At 72.4% G+C, this 23,111-nt stretch carries 3 protein-coding genes; all 3 read right to left on the bottom strand.

The window, feature by feature from the left end; all coding sequences use genetic code 11:
- Positions 1–231 precede the first annotated feature (231 nt).
- Genes scpA through KBX46_RS13575 form a run of 3 tightly spaced genes read right to left on the bottom strand, consistent with a single transcriptional unit; the run spans position 232 to position 23,097 of the window.
- Complete coding sequence (scpA, locus tag KBX46_RS13585; RefSeq protein ID WP_210792757.1) at positions 232–2,358, bottom strand: methylmalonyl-CoA mutase; 2,127 nt, start codon at positions 2,356–2,358, stop codon at positions 232–234.
- The gene (locus KBX46_RS13580; protein ID WP_210792756.1) at positions 2,355–4,124 is read right to left on the bottom strand and encodes a methylmalonyl-CoA mutase subunit beta; all 1,770 of its coding nucleotides are present in this window, start codon (positions 4,122–4,124) and stop codon (positions 2,355–2,357) included. Before KBX46_RS13580 ends, scpA begins: the two co-directional genes overlap by 4 nt.
- 28 nt (positions 4,125–4,152) lie before the next feature.
- Complete coding sequence (locus tag KBX46_RS13575) at positions 4,153–23,097, bottom strand: type I polyketide synthase (protein ID WP_374224967.1); 18,945 nt, start codon at positions 23,095–23,097, stop codon at positions 4,153–4,155.
- Between the last annotated feature and the right edge of the window lie 14 nt (positions 23,098–23,111).

Here is a 23,111-nt window from a genome sequence, read left to right as displayed (position 1 = left end):
ACCGGAAGCGGCTACCCGTTGTAGCCGAAAAAGGTGCTCGTGAGATAATGAACAGGAAGGCGAGAGCGTGTCGAGCCTCCACGCACAGCAGCGGCTTCCTCAGCGAATGACCAGCACAAGTCCCACTTATGGCCGCCCGGAAGCGCTCGACAATCAGCCCGCACAGCACGGTGGCCGCCTCCCGAGTGGGAGGCGGCCACCGTGTCGTCCGGGGTCAGCCCGCGACCGTACTCATCGCTGAAGCCGTTCCAACAGGTCCACCGCGGCCTCGGCGAGGACAGTGCCGGGCGGGAAGACCGCCGAGGCGCCAGCCCGGCGCAGCGCGGCGATGTCACCGGGCGGCACCACCCCACCGACCACGATCATGATGTCCGCGCGGCCCAGGGCTGTCAGCGCCGCTCGCAGCGCGGGCACCAGGGTGAGGTGGCCGGCGGCGAGCGAGTTGACGCCGACGATGTGCACGTCCGCGTCGGCCGCCTGCCGGGCGACCTCGTCCGGGGTCTGGAACAGCGGACCCACCTCGACGTCGAACCCCAGGTCGGCGAAGGCCGTGGCGACCACCTTCTGACCACGGTCGTGACCGTCCTGGCCCATCTTTGCGACCAGGATGCGGGGACGGACCCCGCGTCGGTCGGCGAACGCGTCGGCGGCGTCGCGGGCCCGGGCGACGCCGGGATCGGTGCCCGCCTCGTCGCGGTACACGCCCTCGGTCGTACGGATGTGGGCGACGTGCCGGCCGAACGCCGTCTCCAGGGCCGTGGAGATCTCCCCGACGGTGGCGTGCGCCCGGGCGGCGGTGACCGCCAGGTCGAGCAGGTTGGCCGCCGGGTCGGTGGCGCCCCGGGTGAGGGCGGCCAGGGCGGCGTCGCAGGCCGGCTGGTCGCGTTCGGCCCGCAGGCGGCGCAGCTTGGCCACCTGCTCGGCGCGCACCGCCGTGTTGTCCACCTTGCGCACCTCGATCGGGTCCTCCACGACCGGTCGGTGCCGGTTCACACCGATCACCGGCTGCCGACCGGAGTCGATCCGCGCCTGCGTACGCGCGGCGGCCTCCTCGATCCGCAGCTTGGGCAGCCCCTGCTCGATGGCGCGGGCCATGCCGCCGGCCTGCTCGACCTCCCGGATGTGACCCCACGCCCGCTGGGCCAGGTCGTGGGTGAGCCGCTCCAGGTAGGCGCTGCCGCCCCACGGGTCGATCACCTGGGTGGTGCCCGACTCCTGCTGGAGCAGCAGTTGGGTGTTGCGGGCGATCCGGGCGGAGAAGTCGGTCGGCAGTGCCAACGCCTCGTCCAGCGCGTTCGTGTGCAGCGACTGCGTGTGGCCCTGGGTCGCCGCCATCGCCTCGACGCAGGTGCGCACCACGTTGTTGTACGGGTCCTGCGCGGTCAACGACCAGCCGGACGTCTGGCAGTGGGTACGCAGCGACAGCGACTTCGGGTCGGTCGCGCCGGCGTCGCGCAGCAGCCGTGCCCACAGCAGGCGGCCGGCCCGCAGCTTCGCCACCTCCATGAAGAAGTGCATGCCGACCGCCCAGAAGAACGACAGCCGGGGGGCGAACGCGTCGACGTCGAGCCCGGCGGTCTTGCCGGCGCGCACGTACTCGGCGCCGTCGGCGAGGGTGTACGCCAACTCCAGGTCGGCGGTCGCCCCCGCCTCGTGCATGTGGTAGCCGGAGATCGAGATCGAGTTGAACCGCGGCATCCGCTGCGAGATGTAGGCGAAGATGTCCGCCACGATCCGCATCGACGGCTCCGGCGGATAGATGTACGTGTTGCGGACCATGAACTCCTTGAGGATGTCGTTCTGGATGGTCCCCGCCAGCTGCTCGGGCGTGACCCCCTGCTCCTCGGCGGCGACGATGTAGAGGGCGAGGATCGGCAGCACCGCGCCGTTCATGGTCATCGACACGCTGATCCGGTCCAGCGGGATGCCGGCGAACAGCTCCCGCATGTCGAGGATCGAGTCGATCGCCACGCCGGCCATGCCCACGTCACCGGCCACCCGGGGGTGGTCGGAGTCGTAACCACGGTGGGTGGCCAGGTCGAACGCCACAGACAGTCCCTTCTGCCCGCCGGCCAGGTTGCGCCGGTAGAAGGCGTTGGACTCCTGCGCGGTGGAGAAGCCCGCGTACTGGCGGACCGTCCACGGGCGGGTGGCGTACATGGTCGGGTAGGGACCACGCACGAACGGGGCGATGCCCGGCAGCGAGTCGAGGAAGTCCACACCGGCCAGGTCGTCGGCGGTGTAGAACCGCTTGACGCCGATCCCCTCCGGGGTCTGCCACACATCTGTCGACTCCGGGGCGGGGCCGCTCGGTGCGGGTGGGGTGCCGAGCTCGACGTCGGCGTACGAGGGGATCATCGCGGGACTCCGAGGTCGTCGAGGGTGGTCTCCAGCACGCGGACGGCGTCGCACCCGGCGTACAGGTGGTCGTCGACGCCCGCCTGGCCGCCCGGCCGCCCGGCCAGCCAGATCTTCGCGGCGCCGGCCTGCCGGAGCGCGGCCGTGACCGACGCGGCCTGCTCGGCGTAGAGACGGTTGGACGAGCAGACGCACGCCACGGCACCGGGCGGGACCGGCTCGTCGGCAGCGGTCGTCACGGTGCGGATGCCGCCGGCCGCGAACAGGTTCGCGGCGAAGGCGACCCGGGCGCCGTGGTCGGACGCCCGGCCGATCGTGACCAGGTGCACCACCGGCGCCGTGGTCGCGCCGTCGGCCCGTCGGCGCAGCTCCTCGAACCGTTCCGCGTAACGGTGGCGGGGCAGACCGCCCACCGGAGCCGGTGGCACGGCGTGGCGGGCCGGGACCTGCTCGTCGAGATCGGGGAACTCGCTGACCCCGGTGATCGCGTCCTGGCGGCGGGCCACACGCGTCGCCCGACGCTCCCAGGTCGCGGCCAGCCGGTCCGCGACCAGACCGCTGCGCAGCGCCGTCCCGATGCCGCCCGCCCTCTCGATCGTGGTGAACCACTCCCACGCCACCCGGGCCAGCTCGTCGGTGCGCGACTCGACGTACCAGGACCCGCCGGCCGGATCGGTGACCCGGTGCAGGTGCGCCTCGTCCAGCAGGATGAGCTGGGTGTTGCGGGCGATCCGCTGGGCCGACTCGTCGGGCCGACCCAGGGCCACGTCGAACGGCTGCACGGTGATCGCCCCGGCGCCGCCGACGCCCGCGCCGAAACAGGCGAGCGTGGTGCGCAGCAGGTTGCTCCACGGGTCCCGGGCGGTCATCATCGCGCCCGAGGTGACGGCGTGCTGCCGCTGCGCCGACTGTCGGTTCGCGCCAGCGACCTCGGTGACCCGGTGCCAGAGCCGGCGGGCCGCCCGGAGCTTGGCGATCGTGGCGAACTGGTCGGCGGTCGCGGCGTAGCGGAACTCGAGTTGGTCGAGCGACCTGGTGAGCGGGATCCCCCGGTCGCTCATCGCCCGCAGGTACGCGACACCGGTGGCCAACGCGCAGCCCAGTTCCTCGGCGTCGCTGCCGCCCGCGTCGTGATACGTGGTCACGTCCACGGTCAGCGCCCGCAGCTCGGGGTGTGCCGTCACCGACTGGGCCGCCAGGTCCGCGGCGACGCCGAGTTCCGGTTCGATGCCGGTTGCCGCGAACGCGCCGTACGGGTCGGCGCCGAGGTTCCCCCGCAACACGCGGGGCTCGATGGTCTGCCGAGCGGCCACGTCCAGCAGGGCGGCGGTGGCCTTGTCGGTCTCGGTGCCGGCGTCGAGCACGATGCCGGTGCGGTCCAGCGGGATACCGCTGAGCAGCTCGCCCAACTGCTCGGGGGCGGCAGCCCGCAGCCACAGCGAGGTCGCCCCGCCGTGCAGGTCGGCCCGGGCCGCCGCGGCGGTGCGTACCGGGTCGGGGTCGGTGTGCACGGTACGCACGTCCCACCGGCCGGCGACGCCGCCGCCCCGGGTGAACGGCGCCTGCCCGGGAAGCCCGTCGGGCGCTGTGGTGTCCCGCGAGGTGTAGAGCGGCGCCAGCGGGAACCCGTCGTACGTGGTGGTGGCCAGCAGGTCGGCGGCGTCGCCCGCGGCGGTGTTCTCGTCCGCTCTTCCGGACCTGCGCAGCACGCTGAGGGTGAGCCGCTGCCAGTCCTCGATGGCGGGCACCGGGAAGTCGCGTGTCATGAGTGTGTTCCTCCTTGTCCCGGCGCGTTCAGGCGCGACCGAGCTCACTGCGGATGAAGGCGAACAGTTCCTCGTCGCTGGCTTCTTCGAGCGGTGGTGCCTCCTCGGTGACCGGCTCGACGACGTCGTTGAGGCGGTTGATGAAGGCCTGGAGTCGCAGGACCGTCCGGCTGCGGGTGGTGTTGTCCGGTGTGGACACGGCGAGGCCCGCTTCGAGACGGTCCAGTTCGGCGAAGAGCCCGCCGGTCAGGTCCAGACCATCGCCGATGACCGTGTGCCGGATATGACCGGCGAGGGCCAGCGCGGTCGGGTGGTCGAATGCGGCCGTGGGCGGCAGGTTGAGGCCGGTGACCCGGCCGAGCCGGTTGCGCAGCTCGACCGCGGTGAGCGAGTCGAAGCCGAGTTCGGTGAAGGCCCGGGTAGGTGGGACGGCTTCCAGGGTGCCGTGCCCCAGGACGGCGGCGACGGTGCCGCGTACCAGGTCGAGGGCCGCCCGATCCTGTTCCGGTTCGGTCAGGGCGCGCCACGCGTCGCGTAGCGCGGCGGTGGCTCCGGCGTCCCCGGCCGGGGCCTGCTCTGCCGCCGAGACGGGCACCTCGGGCAGGTCGGTGAGCAGCCGGCTGGGCCGGGTGCCGGTGAAGGCGAGTGCGAACCGGGGCCAGTCGACGTCGGCGAGGACGACCCGGCCGGCCGTGGCTGCCGCTGCCGCCATCGCGTCGAGGGCGGCGTGCGGTGCAAGTGCGGCCAGGCCGTGGCGGCGCAGGCGTTCGTCGCTCCCGGTCCACGGTCCCCAGGCGATCGCGGTGCCGCCGGCCCGCTGGGCGAGCGCTTCCACTGTGGTGGCGGCCACCGCCGCGGCGGCCTGTAGACCGCCGCCCCAGGTGCCGGCGACCGAGGTGAAGACGACGAACGCGTCCAGGTCCTCGTGGATCAGGTCGGTCAGGTGCCGGGCCCGGCGTACCGCCGGGGTGTCCCAGGCGTCGGGGTCGGTGTCGGTCAGGGGCGTGGGGGCGGGCTCGGAGCGGTCGGCGAGGACGACAGCCGTCAGCGCGACGCCGTCGGCCCGGACGCGGGTCAGCAGGTCGGCCAGGTCGGCGCGGTCGTTGCCGGTGCAGGTTTCCAGGGTGACCACGCCGTGGTCCACCTCGGTGATGCTCTCGGTGACGATCACCCGGTCGGCGCCCTCGGCCGCCGCCCAGCGGGCGATGTCGCCGCTGGTGTCGCCGACTACCAGGACCGTGCCGCGCGGGCGCCACCGGCCGACGGGCGCGGGAGCGTGCCGCAGGCGCCGGGCGAGCACCCGGTCGCCGCGAATGGCGAGCTGGTCCTCACCGCCACCGAGCGCGGCGGCGAGGTGCTCGCCGGCCCAGTCGGCGGGTACGTCCAGGAGGCCACCCCAGCGGTGCGGCAGTTCCAGGGCGGCGACCCGGCCCAGCCCCCACACCGCCGCGGCGGACGGGTCGAGCGGGTCACCGGGGTCGGTGGCGACGGCCTCGGTGGTCACCATCCAGAGCGGCGCGTCGACAGCGGCGTCGGCGTACGCCTGGACGAGGACGAGCGCGGCCTCGGGGGTGCCAGCGGACGCGACGGCCCCGGCGATCGGGCCGCCGGCGTCGGCCAGGCGGAGCTGGTCGGCCACGGCGGCGCGGTCCAGGCCGAGGACCGGGACGCCACGCACCTCGGCGCCGGACGCGGCGAGGGCTTCAGCGGCGGCAGTCGGGTACGCGTCGGCGCCGAGCACCAGCCACGCCCCGCTGACCGTCGTGGCGGTCGGGGTCGTCGGGGTCCACGCCTCCTCGTAGCGCCACGAGTCACGGGCTCGGGTGGCCCGCCGTTCCTGACGCCACGCGGTCAGGGCGGGCAACAGGTCGCTGACGTCTCCGGTGATACCCAGCGGGCTGAGGTCACCCTCCTCGACGGCCTGCCAGAACTCGCTGTCCACCGGGTCGACGGAGGCCCGCTCGACCGGGGACGGCCAGAAGCGGACGCGCTGGAAGGGGTAGGTGGGCAGGTCGACGCGCCGGCCGCCGGGGCTGCACGTGTCCCAGTCGACGGCGATCCCGCGGACGAAGGCGCCGGCCAGAGCCGTCAGGAAGGTGGTGGGCTGGTCCCGGTCGGCGCGTTGCGCCGGCACAAAGGCGGCATCGGTCACGCAGTCCGCGCCCATCGCCGACAGGACCCCGTCCGGGCCGATCTCCACGAACGTGGCGACACCCAGGCCCTCCAGGGTGGCGATGCCGTCGGCAAACCGCACCGACTCCCGCACGTGCCGCACCCAGTACGCGGCGTCCTGCGTCTCACCAACCTGCCCCGTCACGTTGGACACGACCGGAATCCGCGGAGACGCGTAGGTCAACGTCTCCGCAACCTGTGCGAACTCCCCCAGCATCGGCTCCATCAACACCGAGTGGAACGCGTGAGAAACCTGGAGCCGCTTCGACTTCTCGAACTGGGCGGCCACGGATGCCACCTCGTCGGCGGCACCGGACAGCACCACCGAGCGCGGACCGTTGACCGCCGCGACCGACACGCCGCCGGTCAACAGCGGCAGCACCTCGGCCTCGGTGGCCCGCACCGCGACCATGACACCACCGGCGGGCAACGCCTGCATCAACCGACCGCGCGCCGCGACCAGCTTCGCCGCGTCGGCCAGCGACAGCACCCCGGCGACGTGCGCGGCGGCGATCTCCCCGATCGAGTGCCCCACCAGGAAGTCCGGCGTCACACCGAACGACTCGACCAGCCGGAACAGTGCCACCTCGACCGCGAACAGGGCGGTCTGCGTGTAGACGGTCTGGTCCAGCTCGCCGCCGTCGGCGATCACCGCCCGCAGCGGACGGTCGAGGTGACGATCCAGTTCGGCGCAGGCCGCGTCGAACGCCTCGGCGAACACGGGGTACGTGGCGGCGAGTTCCAGGCCCATGCCCGGGCGCTGCGACCCCTGCCCGGAGAAGACGAAGGCCGTCCGTCCACGCACCGCCGATCCGGTGACCAGCGCGGCGTGGTCGCCGCCAGCGACCAGGGTGTCGAGCGCCGCGACCAGGGCGTCGGTGTCGGCGCCGACCACCACCGCCCGCTCCTCCAGGACACTCCGGGTGGTGGCGATCGAGTGGATCACGTCCTTCGGATCGGCCCCCGCCGAGAGCCGCTGCCGCAGCCGCGCACCCTGCTCACGCAGCGCGGGCTCGGTACGCGCCGACAGCGGCAGCGCCATCACCGGCGCCTGCTGCGGCTCGGGCTCGGCGGCAACCGACGGCTGCGGGGTTGGCGGTTCCTCCAGCACGGCGTGCGCGTTGGTGCCGCTGAACCCGAACGACGAGATCGCCGCCCGACGCGGCCGGTCGCCGGTCCGCGCCCACGGCTGCTCCTCGGTGAGCAGCGCCACCGCTCCCGCGCTCCAGTCCACGTGAGGGCTGGGCTGGTCGGCGTGCAGCGTACGCGGCAGGGTCTCGTGCCGCATCGCCTCGACCATCTTGATGATGCCGGCGACACCGGCCGCCGCCTGGGTGTGACCGATGTTCGACTTCACCGACCCCAGCCACAGCGGCTGGTCGGTGGACCGGCCCTGCCCGTACGTCGCCAGCAGCGCCTGCGCCTCGATCGGGTCGCCGAGTTTCGTTCCGGTGCCGTGCGCCTCCACCACGTCGACGTCGGCGGCCGACACACCCGCGTTGGCCAGGGCCGCCCGGATCACCCGTTGCTGCGACGGTCCGTTCGGGGCGGTCAGCCCGTTCGACGCGCCGTCCTGGTTGACAGCGCTTCCCCGGACCACCGCGAGCACCGGGTGCCCGTTGGCGACGGCGTCGCTGAGCCGTTCCAGCAGGAGCATGCCGACGCCCTCGCCCCAAATCGTCCCGTCCGCGCCAGCGGAGAAGGCCCGGCACCGGGCCGTGGCGGACAGGCCACGCTGGCGGCTGAACTCGATGAACGCGCCCGGGGTCGACATCACTGTGACACCGCCGGCCAGGGCAAGGTCGCACTCGCCCTGCCGCAGGGCCTGACTCGCCCAGTGCAAGGCGACCAGCGACGACGAGCAGGCGGTGTCCACAGTGACCGCAGGGCCCTCCAGCCCGAAGGTGTAGGAGATCCGCCCGGAGACGACGCTCGCCGCGTTGCCGGTGCTCACGTACCCCTCGGCGGCTTCCTGCTCACCGGTGAGCAGCGGAGCGTAGTCGAGGTTGTTGGTGCCGACGAACACCCCGGTCTGGCTTCCGCGCAGCGCGTCGGTCGGCACACCGCCGCGCTCGAACGCCTCCCACGCGGTCTCCAGCAGCAGCCGCTGCTGCGGATCCATGGCCAGCGCCTCCCGGGGCGAGATGCCGAAGAACCCGGCATCGAACTCGGTGGCCCCGGCCAGGAAGCCACCCTCGCGGACGTAGGTGGTGCCGACGGCGTCCGGGTCCGGGTCGTAGAGGGCGTCCAGGTCCCAGCCCCGGTCGGTGGGGAAGGCGCCGATGGCGTCACCACCGTCGGCGAGCAACCGCCACAGCTCCTCGGGCGAGCCGATGCCGCCGGGGAAGCGGCAGGACATCGCCACGATCGCGATCGGCTCGTCGGTGCGGCCCGCGACGGCGGCGGCCGGCGTCGTGTCGGTCACCCCGGCAACCTCGTTCTCGAGGTACGCGGCGAGCGCCTCCGGCGTCGGCTGATCGAAGATCAGCGTGGTGGGCAGCCGCAGCCCGGTGGTGGTGCCGAGCCGGTTGCGCAGCTCGACGCCGGTCAGCGAGTCGAAGCCGATCTCGGTGAACGAACGGCCGGGGTCCACCGCGTGCGCCGACCCCAGCCGGAGCACCTCCGCGACGTGTGTCCGCACGGTCTCCAGCACCGCGTGTGTCCGCTCGGTCCCGGTGAGGGCCAGCAGCTCGGTCCGCCAGCCGTCGTCCGTCTCGGATTCCGGCTGGGCGGTGAGGGCGTGGACCTCCGGAACACCGTCGAGCAGCGGGCTTGGCCGGACGGCGATGAACGCCGGGGCGAACGTCGCCCAGTCGACGTCGGCGACGACGACACTCGTACGGTCGTCGGTGACCGCCGAGCGCAGCCCGCGCAGGGCCCGTTCGGGGGCCATCGGGCGCAGGCCGCGTCGGCGCAGTTGCTCGTCCACGGCGTTGTCGGCGGCCATGCCGCCGTCCGCCCAGGGGCCCCAGCCGATCGAGGTAGCGGTGAGCCCTCGGGAGCGGCGCTGTTCGGCGACCGCGTCCAGTGCCGCGTTGGCGGCCGCGTAGGCGGCGTGGTCTCCGCTGCCCCAGACACCGGCGATGGACGAGAACAGCACGAAGGCGTCCAGCGGCGTGTCGCGGAACAGCTCGTCCAGCTGCGTCGCGCCGAGCACCTTGGCGGCCATGACGTCGGCGATGGCGTCGGCGGTCAGCTTCGCGAGCGGGGCCTGGGTGGCGACGCCTGCGGTGTGCAGCACCGCGGTGACGGTGTCACCCGCAGCGTTCAGATCCGCGACGACCGCACCGAGAGCGTCCCGGTCGGCCAGGTCGACGGCGCTGATCGTGACGCGCGCCCCGGCGGCGGCGAGTTCGTCGCGCAGGTCGAGGGCCCCGGGTGCCCCCTCCCCCCGGCGGCTGAGCAGGACCAGGTGGTCGGCGCCGTGGCCGGCGGCCCACCGGGCAGCGTGCGCGCCCAGTGCGCCGGTGCCGCCGGTGATCAGGACGGTGCCGCGCGGCTGCCAGGGTCGACCCGTACCGGCCGACGGGACGAGTCGCCGGCCGAGCAGCCCGTCACGGACGGCGATCTGGTCCTCGCCCCCGGAGCCGGTCAGCGCGGCGGCGAGCAACCGTCCGTCGACCGGGCCGGCGGGCAGGTCGACGACGCCGCCCCACCCACGGCGGAGTTCCAGGGCGGCGACTCGGCCGAGACCCCAGACGGCTGCGGCGGGCGGGGTGGGCGCCGGGTCGTGCGGGCCGGTGGCCACGGCGCCGCTGGTGATCAGCCAGAGCGGGCTGTCGGTGCGCAGGGACTGGTGGGTCTGCACGGCGTGCAGGGCCTGCGCGGGGTCGTCCACCACGGCGGCCACGCCGGTGACGTCCCGCATCGTGGCCTCGTCCGGGGTGCCGCGCCGCAGGTCCAGGCCGGCTGCCGCGAGGGCGTCCGAGACGCGGGTGTCATCGGCCGGTTCGGCGATCAGCCAGGTCCCGGTGGGTGCGGCGGTCGACGGCAGCGGGGCCCAGTCGATGCCGTAGCGGCCGAGCGCCCCGGCGGTGTTGTCGCGGCGCCAGGAGGCCAGGGCCGGCAGCAGTGGGGTGAGGGCGGCGCTGTCGTCGAGTTTCAGGGTCGCGGTGAGGGCGTCGAGGTCCGCCCGTTCGACGGCGTCCCAGAAGGCGGCGTCGGTGGGGTCCGTCGCCCGGGTGCCGGGCGTCGGCCAGTAGCGCTGGTGTTGGAAGGCGTAGGTGGGCAGGTCGACGCGCCGCGCGCCGGGGTAGAACCGGGTCCAGTCGACCGCGATGCCGCGCACGAAGACGTGGGCGAGGGCGGTGAGCAGGGCGGTCGGTTGGTCGCGGTCAGAGCGTTGCACGGGTACGAACACCGCGTCGGTGACGCAGTCCGCGCCCATCGCGGAGAGGACCCCGTCGGGGCCGATCTCGACGAACGTGCTGACACTCAGGTTCTCCAGGGTGGCGATGCCGTCGGCGAACCGGACCGCCTCCCGCACGTGCCGCACCCAGTAGCCGGCGTCCTGCGTCTCCGCGAGCTGCCCGGTCACGTTGGACACGACCGGGATCCGGGGCTGCGCGTAGGTCAACGTTTCGGCGATCTGTGCGAATTCGGCGAGCATGGGCTCCATCAGCACCGAGTGGAACGCGTGACTGACCCGCAGCCGCTTGGACTTCTTGAAGTTCGCCGCCACTGCGGCGACCTCGTCGGCGGCGCCGGACAGCACCACCGAGCGCGGGCCGTTGATGGCCGCGACGGACACGCCGTCGGTCAGCAGCGGCAGCACCTCCGCCTCGGTGGCCCGCACCGCGACCATCACCCCACCGGTCGGTAGGGCCTGCATCAGCCGACCCCGGGCGGCAACCAGCTTCGCCGCGTCGGCGAGGGACAGCACCCCGGACACGTGCGCGGCGGCGATCTCACCGATCGAGTGCCCCACCAGGTAGTCCGGGGTGACACCGAACGACTCGACCAGCCGGAACAGGGCCACCTCAACCGCGAACAACGCCGTCTGCGTGTAGACGGTCTGATCCAGGTCGCCGCCCTCGGCGATCACCTCGCGCAGCGGACGGTCGAGGTGACGGTCCAGTTCAGCGCAGGCCGCGTCGAACGCTTCCGCGTACACCGGGAACGTGTCGTAGAGGTCCAGACCCATGCCCGGCCGCTGTGACCCCTGACCGGAGAACACGAACGCCGCCTTGCCACGCACCACCGACCCGACGACCGGACCCAACTCACCAGCGGCAACCGCCGCCAACTCCTCCGACCTGAACACCACCGCCCGATGCGCGTGCAACGACCGCGACGACACCAACGAGAACCCGACATCCACCGGATCCACACCCGCCACCGACGCCAACCGCGACGCCTGACCCCGCAAACCCTCCGGCGACCGGGCCGACAACACCCACGGCACCATCTCGTTGGTCGGGGGCCTCTCCTGGGCCGGGGCCGCTGTCGAGGGGGGTTCCTCCAGGATGACGTGGGCGTTGGTGCCGGAGATCCCGAAGGACGACACCCCCGCCCGACGTGGGCGCCCGTCGGCGGACCACGGCTGGGCTTCGGTCAACAGCCGGACCGCACCGGCCGACCAATCCACCTGCGACGTCGGCGCATCCACATGCAACGTGCGCGGCAACACCCCATGCCGCATCGCCTCAACCATCTTGATGATCCCCGCAACACCCGCGGCGGCCTGGGTGTGGCCCACGTTCGACTTGATCGAACCGAGCCACAACGGCCGGTCGTCGGGCCGACCCTGACCGTAGGTGGCGAGCAGTGCCTGCGCCTCGATCGGATCACCCAACGTCGTCGCCGTCCCATGCGCCTCCACCGCGTCGACATCGACGCTGCCCAGGCCCGCGTTTGCAAGAGCGGCCCGAATCACCCGCTGCTGAGACGGACCATTCGGCGCCGTCAAACCATTCGACGCACCATCCTGATTAACCGCACTCCCCCGCACCACCGCCAAAACCCGATGCCCACCCCGCACCGCATCCGACAACCGCTCCACCAACAACACACCCACACCCTCAGACCAACCCGTCCCCTCCGCACCCTCCGCAAACGACCGACACCGACCATCCACCGACAACCCACGCTGCCGCGAAAACTCCACAAAAGCCGACGGCGTCGCCATCACCGTCACCCCACCAGCCAACGCCAACGAACACTCACCACCACGCAACGCCTGCACCGCCAAATGCAACGCCACCAACGACGACGAACACGCCGTATCCACCGTCACCGCCGGACCCTCAAACCCAAACGAATACGAAACCCGACCCGACACCACACTCCCCGAATTACCCGTCCCCAAAAAACCCTCGAGGCCGTCCGGGCTCTGCTGTGCGAATGGCCCGTAGTCGTGATACATCAAGCCGGCGAACACTCCGGTGTCGGATCCGCGCAGGGAATGCGGGTCGATTCCGGCCCGTTCCACGGCTTCCCAGCTCGCCTCCAGCAACAACCGCTGCTGCGGGTCCATGGCCAACGCCTCACGCGGTGAGATCCCGAAGAACTCCGCGTCGAACTCGGCGGCGGTGGAGAGGAAGCCACCCCGGCGCGTGTACGAGGTGTCTGTCCGAGACTCGTCCGGGTCGAACAGCGTCTCCAGGTCCCAGCCGCGATCGGTCGGGAAGTCGCCTGTCCCCTCACCGTCGGACTCGACCATCCGCCAGAGGCTCTCGGGGGAATCCACCCCGCCCGGGAAACGGCAGGCCATCCCGACGATCGCGATCGGCTCATCCACAGCCACCGCCGCCGTCATCGACGCGACCGGAGCAACCGTCCCGACCAACTCCCCCACCAGATGATCAACAAGCGCATCCGGAGTCGGATAGTCGAACACCGTCGTCGCCGACAACCGCAACCCGGTCACCGCCGACAACCCATTCCGAAACTCCACCGCCGTCAACGAATCAAAACCCAACTCACCAAACGCCTGACCACCATCCACCGACCACCCCTGCGGATGACCCAAGACCACCGCCACCCGCGACGACACCACATCCAAAAGAACAGACCGACGAGCCTCATGGTCAAGGTTGGCGAGCCGGGCTCGCAGCGACGACGTGTCGGTCGCGGCGGCGGCCACCCTGCGCGCGGGCCGGACCAGGCGCCGCAGGAGGGCGGGCACGCTGCCGGACGCGGCGACCGCCGCGAGGTCCAGGAGGATCGGCACGCTGACCGGCGGTGACGACACACAGCCGGCGTCAAGCAGGGCGAGTCCCTGCTCGGCGGTCAGCGGGAGCACCCCGCCACGGCCGAGGCGCCGCTGGTCGGCGTTCGCGCTCAGGTCGCTGGCGTCGGCCCAGAGCCCCCAGGCGAGAGAGATCGCTGGGAGTCCCAGCCCGTGGCGGTGCTGTGCGAGGGCGTCGAGGAACGCGTTGCCGGCCGCGTACGCGCCCTGGCCCGCGTTGCCGAACACCCCCGCAGCCGACGAGAACAACACGAACGCCGACAACTCCCGATCGCGCGTCAACTCGTGCAGATACCACCCCGCATCCACCTTCGCCTGCAACACCGCCGACAACCGCTCCGCGGACAGCCCGGTGACGACGCCGTCGTCGAGCACACCGGCGAGGTGTACGACGCCGGTCAGCTCCGGTGCCTCGGCGATGGCCTGGGACAGTGCGGTCCGATCGGTCGCGTCCGCGGCCACCAGCCGGGCGGACGCACCGAGCCCTGCGAGGTCCGCCAGGAACTCGGTCGCTCCGGGGGATTCCGCGCCGCGACGGCTGACCAGCAACAGGTCGCGCACACCGTGGGTGGTGATCAGGTGTCGCACCACGAGTCGGCCGAGCGTGCCCAACGCGCCGGTGACCAGCACCGTCCCGGTGCCAAAGGAGAACGGGCGCGGTTCCTCGGCCGGCGGTCGGACGAGTCGCGGCACGCTGACCACTCCGCCGCGGATCGCCAGCTGCGGCTCACCGCAGTGCGCGGCGGCGGGGAGCAGCGCAACGGACCCGGGCCCGTCGTCGATGTCGACCAGCACGAACCGGTCCGGGTGTTCGGCCTGGGCGCTGCGCACCAACCCGTGCACGGCGGCACCGGCGAGATCGGTCAACGGCTCGTCGCCGGTCTGCACGGCGTGCCGGGTCGCGACGACCAGCCGCACACCGGCGAGCCGCTCGTCGGCCACCCAGGACTGCAGCACCTCCAGGGCGCGGGTGGTGGCGGCGTGCGCGGCGATCACGGGGTCGGCGGCGGGGCCGGGCTCGGCGTACCAGAGGACAGGGCCGGCCGGCACGCGGCCGGCGGCCAGCGTCGCGGCCAGATCCGCGTGGTCGGTGAGCAGTGTCGCGGGGACGTCGAGCTGGGGGATCGGCGTCCATTCCATCCGGTACGGGCGCAGCGTCGCGCCCGTCGTCGGCGTGTAGGGGCGGAGCATGAGCCGGTCCACCGTGGCGACGGGCCGGTTCTCGGCGTCGCGCAGATCGAGGGTGACCGCGTCGGTGCCGGCCCGGCTGATCCGTACCCGGGCCGCGCGCGCCCCGGTGGCGTGCACGGTGACGCCGGTCCAGGAGAACGGGAGGCCGGTCGTGTCGCCGTCGAGGACACCGAGGGCGAGGCCGTGCAGGGCGGCGTCGAGGAGCGCGGGGTGCAGCAGGAAACCGTCCGGGGTGAGGTCGTCGGCGAGGGCCACGTCGGCGAGCAGCTCACCGTCGCGGCGCCACGCACCGTGCAGGCCCCGCAGGTGCGGCCCGTAGTCGAACCCGACCTCCGCGAAGCCGGGGTAGACGCCGTCGACCGGCACCTCGTCGGTTGCTCCCGGAGTCCAGTGACCCGGGGTGTCGACCGCCTCGACGGTGGTGAGGGTGCCGGAGGCGTGTCGCTGCCATTCGCCGGTGTCGTCCGGGCGGGCGTAGAGCGTGATGTCGCGCCGTTCGCCGTTCGCGGCCGGGTTGTCCCCGGTGAGCGGGCCGACCAGGGCGCGGATGGTCAGGGTGCCGCCGCTGGTGGGCAGCACCATCGGGGCTTCGATGGTGAGTTCGTCGAGGTGGTTCAGGCCGGCGTGGTCGCCGGCGGCCAGGGCGAGGTCGACCAGCGCGGCACCGGGCACCAGCAGTGCGCCGCCGATCACGTGGTCGGCCAGCCAGGGCTGGGCGCGGGCGGAGAGGCGGCCGGTGAGCAGCAGGCTGTCCTGCTCGGGCAGGTCGGCGGCGGCGGCCCAGAACGGGTGGTCGACGGTCGCGAGTCCGATGCCGGCCGCGTCGGTGGCGGTGTCGGGCGCGGTCGGCCAGTAGCGCTGGTGTTGGAAGGCGTAGGTGGGCAGGTCGATCAGTTGTCCGCCGGTCAGGCACTGCGTCCAGTCCACCGCGACGCCGCGCACGAAGACCTGCGCCAGGGCGGTGAGCAGCGTGGTCGGTTGGTCGCGGTCAGAGCGTTGCACGGGTACGAACACCGCGTCGGTCACACAGTCCGCGCCCATGGCGGACAGGACCCCGTCGGGGCCGATCTCCACGAACGTGCTGACACCTGCGGACTCCAGGGTGGCGATGCCGTCGGCGAAGCGGACCGCTTCCCGCACGTGCCGCACCCAGTAGCCGGCGTCCTGCCTTTCGGCTACCTGCCCGGTCAGGTTCGACACGACCGGAATGCGCGGCTGCCCGTAGGTCAACGATGCCGCTACCTGTGCGAACTCGGCCAGCATGGGCTCCATCAGCACCGAGTGGAACGCGTGACTGACCCGCAACCGCTTCGACTTCTCGAAGTGGGCGGCGACTGCAGCGACCTCACCTTCCACGCCAGAGAGCACCACGGAACGCGGACCGTTCACCGCCGCGACGGACACGCCGTCGGTCAGCAGCGGCAGCACCTCAGCCTCGGTGGCCCGAACCGCGACCATCACCCCACCGGTCGGAAGGGCCTGCATCAGCCGACCCCGGGCCGCAACCAGCTTCGCCGCGTCGGGCAGGGACAGCACCCCGGACACCTGCGCCGCCGCGATCTCACCGATCGAGTGCCCCACCAGGTAATCCGGGGTGACGCCGAACGACTCGACCAGGCGGAACAGGGCGACCTCGACCGCGAACAGGGCGGTCTGGGTGTAGACGGTCTGATCCAGTTCGGTTCCCTCGGCGACCACGTCGCGGATCGGCCGGTCGAGGTGGAGGTCCAGCTCGGCGCAGGCCGCATTGAACGCCTCCGCGAACACCGGGAACGACGACGCCAACTCCAGACCCATGCCCGGCCGCTGTGACCCCTGACCGGAGAACACGAACGCCGTCTTCCCACGCACCACCGACCCGGTGACCGGACCCAACTCACCAGCGGCCAGCGCCGCCAACTCCTCCGACCCGAACACCACCGCCCGATGGGCGTGCGTCGTGCGGTGTGCGGCCAGGGTGAACCCGACATCCACCCGGTCCGCCTCCACCGACACGAGCCGGGAGGCCTGCCCCCGCAACGCCTCCGGTGACCGGGCCGACAGCACCCACGGCACCACCTCGGGTGCTTCCGGCTTCGCCTCGGAGGAGACGTCGACCGTGGGCGGCTCTTCGATGATGATGTGTGCGTTGGTGCCGGAGATCCCGAACGACGACACCCCCGCCCGGCGTGGACGCCCGTCAGCCGACCACGGCTGGGCCTCGGTCAACAACCGGACCGCACCGGCCGACCAATCCACCTGCGACGTCGGCGCATCCACATGCAACGTGCGCGGCAACACCCCATGCCGCATCGCCTCAACCATCTTGATGATCCCCGCAACACCCGCGGCGGCCTGGGTGTGGCCCACGTTCGACTTGATCGAACCGAGCCACAACGGCCGGTCGTCGGGCCGACCCTGACCGTAGGTGGCGAGCAGTGCCTGCGCCTCGATCGGATCACCCAACGTCGTCGCCGTCCCATGCGCCTCCACCGCGTCGACATCGACGCTGCCCAGGCCCGCGTTTGCAAGAGCGGCCCGAATCACCCGCTGCTGAGACGGACCATTCGGCGCCGTCAAACCATTCGACGCACCATCCTGATTAACCGCACTCCCCCGCACCACCGCCAAAACCCGATGCCCACCCCGCACCGCATCCGACAACCGCTCCACCAACAACACACCCACACCCTCAGACCAACCCGTCCCCTCCGCACCCTCCGCAAACGACCGACACCGACCATCCACCGACAACCCACGCTGCCGCGAAAACTCCACAAAAGCCGACGGCGTCGCCATCACCGTCACCCCACCAGCCAACGCCAACGAACACTCACCACCACGCAACGCCTGCACCGCCAAATGCAACGCCACCAACGACGACGAACACGCCGTATCCACCGTCACCGCCGGACCCTCAAACCCAAACGAATACGAAACCCGACCCGACACCACACTCCCCGAATTACCCGTCCCCAAAAAACCCTCGAGGCCGTCCGGGCTCTGCTGGGCCAGGCCGGCGTAGTCGTGGTACATCAAGCCGGCGAACACTCCCGTGTCCGATCCGCGCAAGGAGGACGGCTCAATTCCGGCGCGCTCCAACGCCTCCCAACTCGCCTCCAGCAACAACCGCTGCTGCGGGTCCATGGCCAACGCCTCACGGGGCGAAATGCCAAAGAACTCGGCGTCGAAATCGGCCGCGTTCGGCAGGAAACCGCCCCGGCCGGTCAGGGACGTCTCCGCCAATGTCTCCAGGTCCCAACCGCGATCGGTCGGGAAGTCGCCTGTCCCCTCACCGTCGGACTCGACCAACCGCCAGAGACTCTCGGGGGAATCCACGCCACCCGGGAAACGGCAGGCCATCCCGACGATCGCGATCGGCTCATCCACAGCCACCGCCGCCGCCGCAACCGGAACAACCGCAGCCGCCCCGACCAGTTCACTTATCAGGTGGTCCACCAGCGCATCCGGAGTCGGATAGTCGAACACCGTCGTCGCCGACAACCGCAACCCGGTCACCGCCGCCAACCCATTCCGAAACTCCACCGCCGTCAACGAATCAAAACCCAACTCACCAAACGCCTGACCACCATCCACCGACCACCCCGGCGAATGACCCAAAACCACCGCCACCCGCGACGACACCACATCCAAAAGCACAGCCCGACGAGCCTCATGATCGAGGTTGGCGAGGCGGTCACGCAGCGGCGCGGAGGCCGCAGCGGTACGACGGACGCGTACCAGGTGCTGGAGGACGGCCGGGACGGCCCCGGCGGCCCGGATCGCCCGCAGGTCGAGCCGCACCGGCACGGTGACGGCCGTGTCCTCGGCAGCCGCCCGGTCGAAGAGCGCGAGGCCCTGCTCCGCGGTGAGTTCCCGGGCGCCGCCCCGGAGGAGGCGTTCCCGGTCGGCGGCGTCGATGCCGGCCGCCATGCCGACGTCCCAAGGCCCCCAGGCCAGCGAGGTGGCCGGCAGTCCGAGCCCGTGGCGGTACTGTGCGAGGGCGTCGAGGAACGCGTTGCCGGCCGCGTACGCGCCCTGGCCCGCGTTGCCGAACACCCCCGCAGCCGACGAGAACAACACGAACGCCGACAACTCGCGATCCCGCGTCAACTCGTGCAGATACCAACCCGCATCCACCTTCGCCCGCAACACCGCCGACAACCGCTCGGGCGAGAGCCCGGTGACGACGCCGTCGTCGAGCACACCGGCAGCGTGCACCACACCGGACAGCTCCGGGGCGTCGGCGACCACCTCGGCCAGTGCCGCCCGGTCGGCCACGTCCACCGCGACCAGCCGCGCGGACGCCCCCAGCTCGGACAACTCCGCCAGGAGTTCCGCCGCACCCGGTGCGTCAGCGCCACGGCGGCTCAGCAGCAGCAGGTCACGTACGCCATGCGCCGTGACCAGGTGCCGCGCCACGTACCGGCCGAGCTGCCCGGTGGCGCCGGTGACCAGCACCCTGCCGTCGGCCAGATCGAGAGCCCGCGGCTCGCTGCCGGACGGTGGTCGGGTGAGCCGCGGCGTGGTCGCGTCGCCGTCGCGCAACGCGGCCTGCGGCTCCCCGGTGGCGAGCAGCCCCGGCAGTGCCGCCTCGGACTCGTCCGTGCCGTCGACGTCGACCAGGACGAAGCGACCGGGGTGCTCGGACTGAGCCGCCCGGACGAGTCCCCAGACGGCTGCGGCCCCGGGGTCGGTGACCGGCTCGCCGGCAGTGGCGACCGCGCCGGTCGTGACGACGACCAGCCGCTCGCCTTCCTGCGGCCCGGCGCCCAGCCAGGACTGGAGGGTTTCCAGGACGGCGGCGGCGCGGTCGTGGGTGCCGGTGACGACGTCGTCGCCGGCGGGGTCGACCCGGTGGATCACCACCGGGCCGGTGACGCTCGCGGCGGACGGCGCCAGCGGAAGCCAGCCGAGGTGCAGCAGCGCGTCGGCGGTGGCGGCGGCGGCGGTCGGGGTGGTGAGCGGGCGCAGGACGAGACGGTCGACGGTGAGGACCGGCTGGCCGGTGGCGTCGGCGAGGTCCAGTCGGACGGCGTCGGCGCCGAGGGAGCGGATCCGGGCGCGGACGGCGGCGCCGCCGATCGCGTGCAGTGTGACGCCGGTCCAGCTGAAGGGCACGCTGGCGCCGTCGGCGTGGGCGGGCAGCAGGTCACCGGCGCCGATGGCGTGCAGGGCGGCGTCGAGGGCAGCCGGGTGCAGCTGGAAGCCTTCGGTCTGCACGGTGTCGTCGAGGGCGATGTCCGCGTACACCTGCTCGTGGTCACGCCACGCGGCGCGCAGCGCGCGGAAGGTCGGGCCGTAGACCAGGCCGCGGTCGGCGAAGGCCTCGTAGAGGCCGTCCAGGGCGACGGCGGCCGCGCCGGACGGCGGCCAGGTGGTCGGCGGCGGGTTCGCCGAGCCACGGTCAGGCATGAGTACGCCGGCGGCGTGCTCGACCCACGACTCCCCGTCGGGGCTCGCGTGGATGCCGACGGCACGACGCCCGTCGGTGTCGGCGGGTCCGACCCGGACCTGGACGTGCACGGCGTCGCTGCCGAGGGTGAGCGGTGTTCCGGTGGTGAGTTCCTCGACCCGGTCGCAGCCGACCCGGTCGCCGGCGGCGAGGGCCAGGTCGACGAGGGCCGCTCCGGGGACGACGACCGTCCCGGAGAGGGCGTGGTCGGCGAGCCAGGGCTGGGTGGCGAGAGTCCACCGGCCGGTGACGACGAGTTCGTCCGCGCCGGCGAGGGTGATGGCGGTGTCCAGCATCGGGTGGCCGGTGCCGCCGCTGCCGGTGGGCGTGCCGGTGCCGACCGGCCAGAAACGCTGGTGGTGGAAGGCGTAGGTGGGCAGGTCGACGCGCCGCGCGCCGGGGTAGCAACCGGTCCAGTCGACCGCGACACCGCGCACGAAGGCCTGGGCGAGGGCGGTCAGCAGCGTGGTCGGTTGGTCGCGGTCAGAGCGTTGCACGGGTACGAACACCGCGTCGCTGACGCAGTCCGCGCCCATGGCCGACAGGACCCCGTCCGGGCCGATCTCGACGAACGTCGCGACGCCCAGGCCCTCCAGGGTGGCGATGCCGTCGGCGAAGCGGACCGCTTCCCGCACGTGCCGCACCCAGTACGCCGCATCCTGCGCCTCCGCGACCTGCCCGGTCACGTTGGACACGACCGGGATCCGCGGCTGCGCGTAGGTCAACGTTGCCGCGACCTGAGCGAACTCGGCCAGCATCGGCTCCATCAATACCGAGTGGAACGCGTGACTGACCCGCAGCCGCTTCGACTTCTCGAAGTTCGCCGCCACCGCGGCCAACTCATCGGCGGCGCCGGACAGCACCACCGAGCGGGGACCGTTGATGGCGGCGATGGACACCCCGTCGGTCAGCAGCGGCAGCACCTCAGCCTCGGCGGCCCGAACCGCCACCATCACCCCACCCGACGGCAATGCCTGCATCAGGCGACCCCGGGCGGCGACCAGCTTCGCGGCGTCGGCGAGGGACAGCACCCCGGACACGTGCGCGGCGGCGATCTCACCGATCGAATGACCGACCAGGTAGTCCGGGGTGACACCGAACGACTCGACGAGGCGGAACAGCGCCACCTCGACGGCGAACAGGGCGGTCTGCGTGTAGACGGTCTGATCCAGGTCATCGCCCTCGGCGATCACCTCGCGCAACGGACGGTCGAGATGACGGTCCAGCTCCGCGCAGGCCGCGTCGAACGCCTCCGCGAACACCGGGAACGTGGACGCCAACTCCAGGCCCATACCCGGCCGCTGCGACCCCTGACCGGAGAACACGAACGCCGTCTTCCCGCGCACCACCGACCCGATGATCGGCCCCGGCTCACCGTTGGCCAGCGCCGCCAGTTCCTCCGGCCCGAACACCACCGCGCGCTGCGGGTGTGCCGTGCGGTGCGCGGCCAGGGTGAACCCGACATCCACCGGGTCGGCCTCCACCGGCACGAGCCGGGCGGCCTGCCCGCGCAACGCCTCCGGGGAGCGCGCCGAGATCACCCATGGCACCACCCCGCCGGCCGGGGGCCGCTCCCCCGCCGGGACGGCGGCCGGCGCGGGCTCTTCGAGGATGATGTGGGCGTTGGTGCCGGACACGCCGAACGAGGAGACACCCGCGCGGCGGGGTCCGGGGCGTTGCGGCCACGGCTGGGGCTCGGCGGCGACGCGGACCGCTCCGGCGGTCCAGTCGACGTGCGTGGACGGCTGGTCGGCGTGCAGGCTGCGGGGAATCCGGCCGTGGCGCATCGCCATGACCATCTTGATGATGCCGGCGACACCGGCGGCGGCCTGGGTGTGGCCGATGTTCGACTTGACCGAGCCGAGCCACAGCGGCTGGTCGGCCGGACGGTCCTGACCGTAGGTGGCCAGCAGCGCCTGCGCCTCGATCGGGTCGCCCAGCGTCGTGCCGGTGCCGTGGGCCTCGACCGCGTCGACGTCGGCGGTGCCCAGGCCGGCGTTGGTCAGCGCGGCCCGGATGACGCGTTGCTGCGACGGCCCGTTCGGGGCGGTCAGGCCGTTCGAGGCGCCGTCCTGGTTGACCGCGCTCCCCCGCACCACGGCGAGCACCGGGTGCCCGTTGCGGACCGCGTCGGAGAGCCGCTCCACCAGCAGCATGCCGACGCCTTCACCCCAACCGGTTCCGTCGGCGTCGTCGGAGAACGGCTTGCAGCGGCCGTCCGGGGCGAGGCCCCGCTGGCGGGAGAAGGCCAGGAACGCACCGGGGGTGGCCATCACCGTAACGCCGCCGGCCAGCGCGAGGTCACACTCACCCTGGCGCAGCGCCTGGGCGGCCAGGTGCAAGGCGACCAGGGACGACGAGCAGGCGGTGTCGACGGTGACGGCGGTGCCCTCAAGGCCGAACGTGTAGGCGATCCGGCCGGACGCGATGCTGCCGGTGCTGCCGGTGCCCAGCGAACCCTCAGCGGAGTCGCCCAGCTCGCCGACCAGCGCGGCATAGTCGTGGTACATCACCCCGGTGAAGACCCCGGTCCGGCTGCCCTTGAGGGCGACCGGGTCGACCCCGGCGCGCTCGAAGGCCTCCCAGGACGTCTCCAGCAGCAGGCGCTGCTGCGCGTCGGTGGCCAGCGCCTCCCGAGGTGAGATGCCGAAGAACGCGGGGTCGAAGTCACCGGCGTCGTGCAGGAAGCCACCGTGCCTGGTGTACGACGTACCGGGGTGGTCCGGGTCGGGGTGGTAGAGCTTCTCCACCTCCCAGCCGCGTTCGGCGGGGAACTCCCCGATGGCGTCGACACCCGAGTCGACGAGCTGCCACAGCGACTCCGGGGAGTCCACGCCACCGGGGAACCGGCAGCTCATGGCGATGATGGCGATCGGCTCGCGGTGCCGGGCCTCCACTTCCTGCAACCGCTCGCTGGTCTCGTGCAGTTCGGCGGTGACGCGCTTGAGGTATTCGCGGAGCCGATCTTCGTTCGCCATGGGAATCACCTGTCCGAGAGAGT

The organism is Micromonospora sp. C81 (assembly GCF_018070425.1).
In the GTDB taxonomy this organism is placed as follows: Bacteria; Actinomycetota; Actinomycetes; order Mycobacteriales; family Micromonosporaceae; genus Micromonospora; species Micromonospora zamorensis.
Note: the sequence above shows the minus strand (reverse complement) of the source record. Positions and strands in the feature narration are given on the sequence as shown.

Bases quoted from the DNA above. Each gene is read 5' to 3' on its own strand.
- scpA (WP_210792757.1), bottom strand. From the start codon at position 2,358: ATGATCCCCTCGTACGCCGACGTCGAGCTCGGCACCCCACCCGCACCG.
- KBX46_RS13580 (WP_210792756.1), bottom strand. From the start codon at position 4,124: ATGACACGCGACTTCCCGGTGCCCGCCATCGAGGACTGGCAGCGGCTC.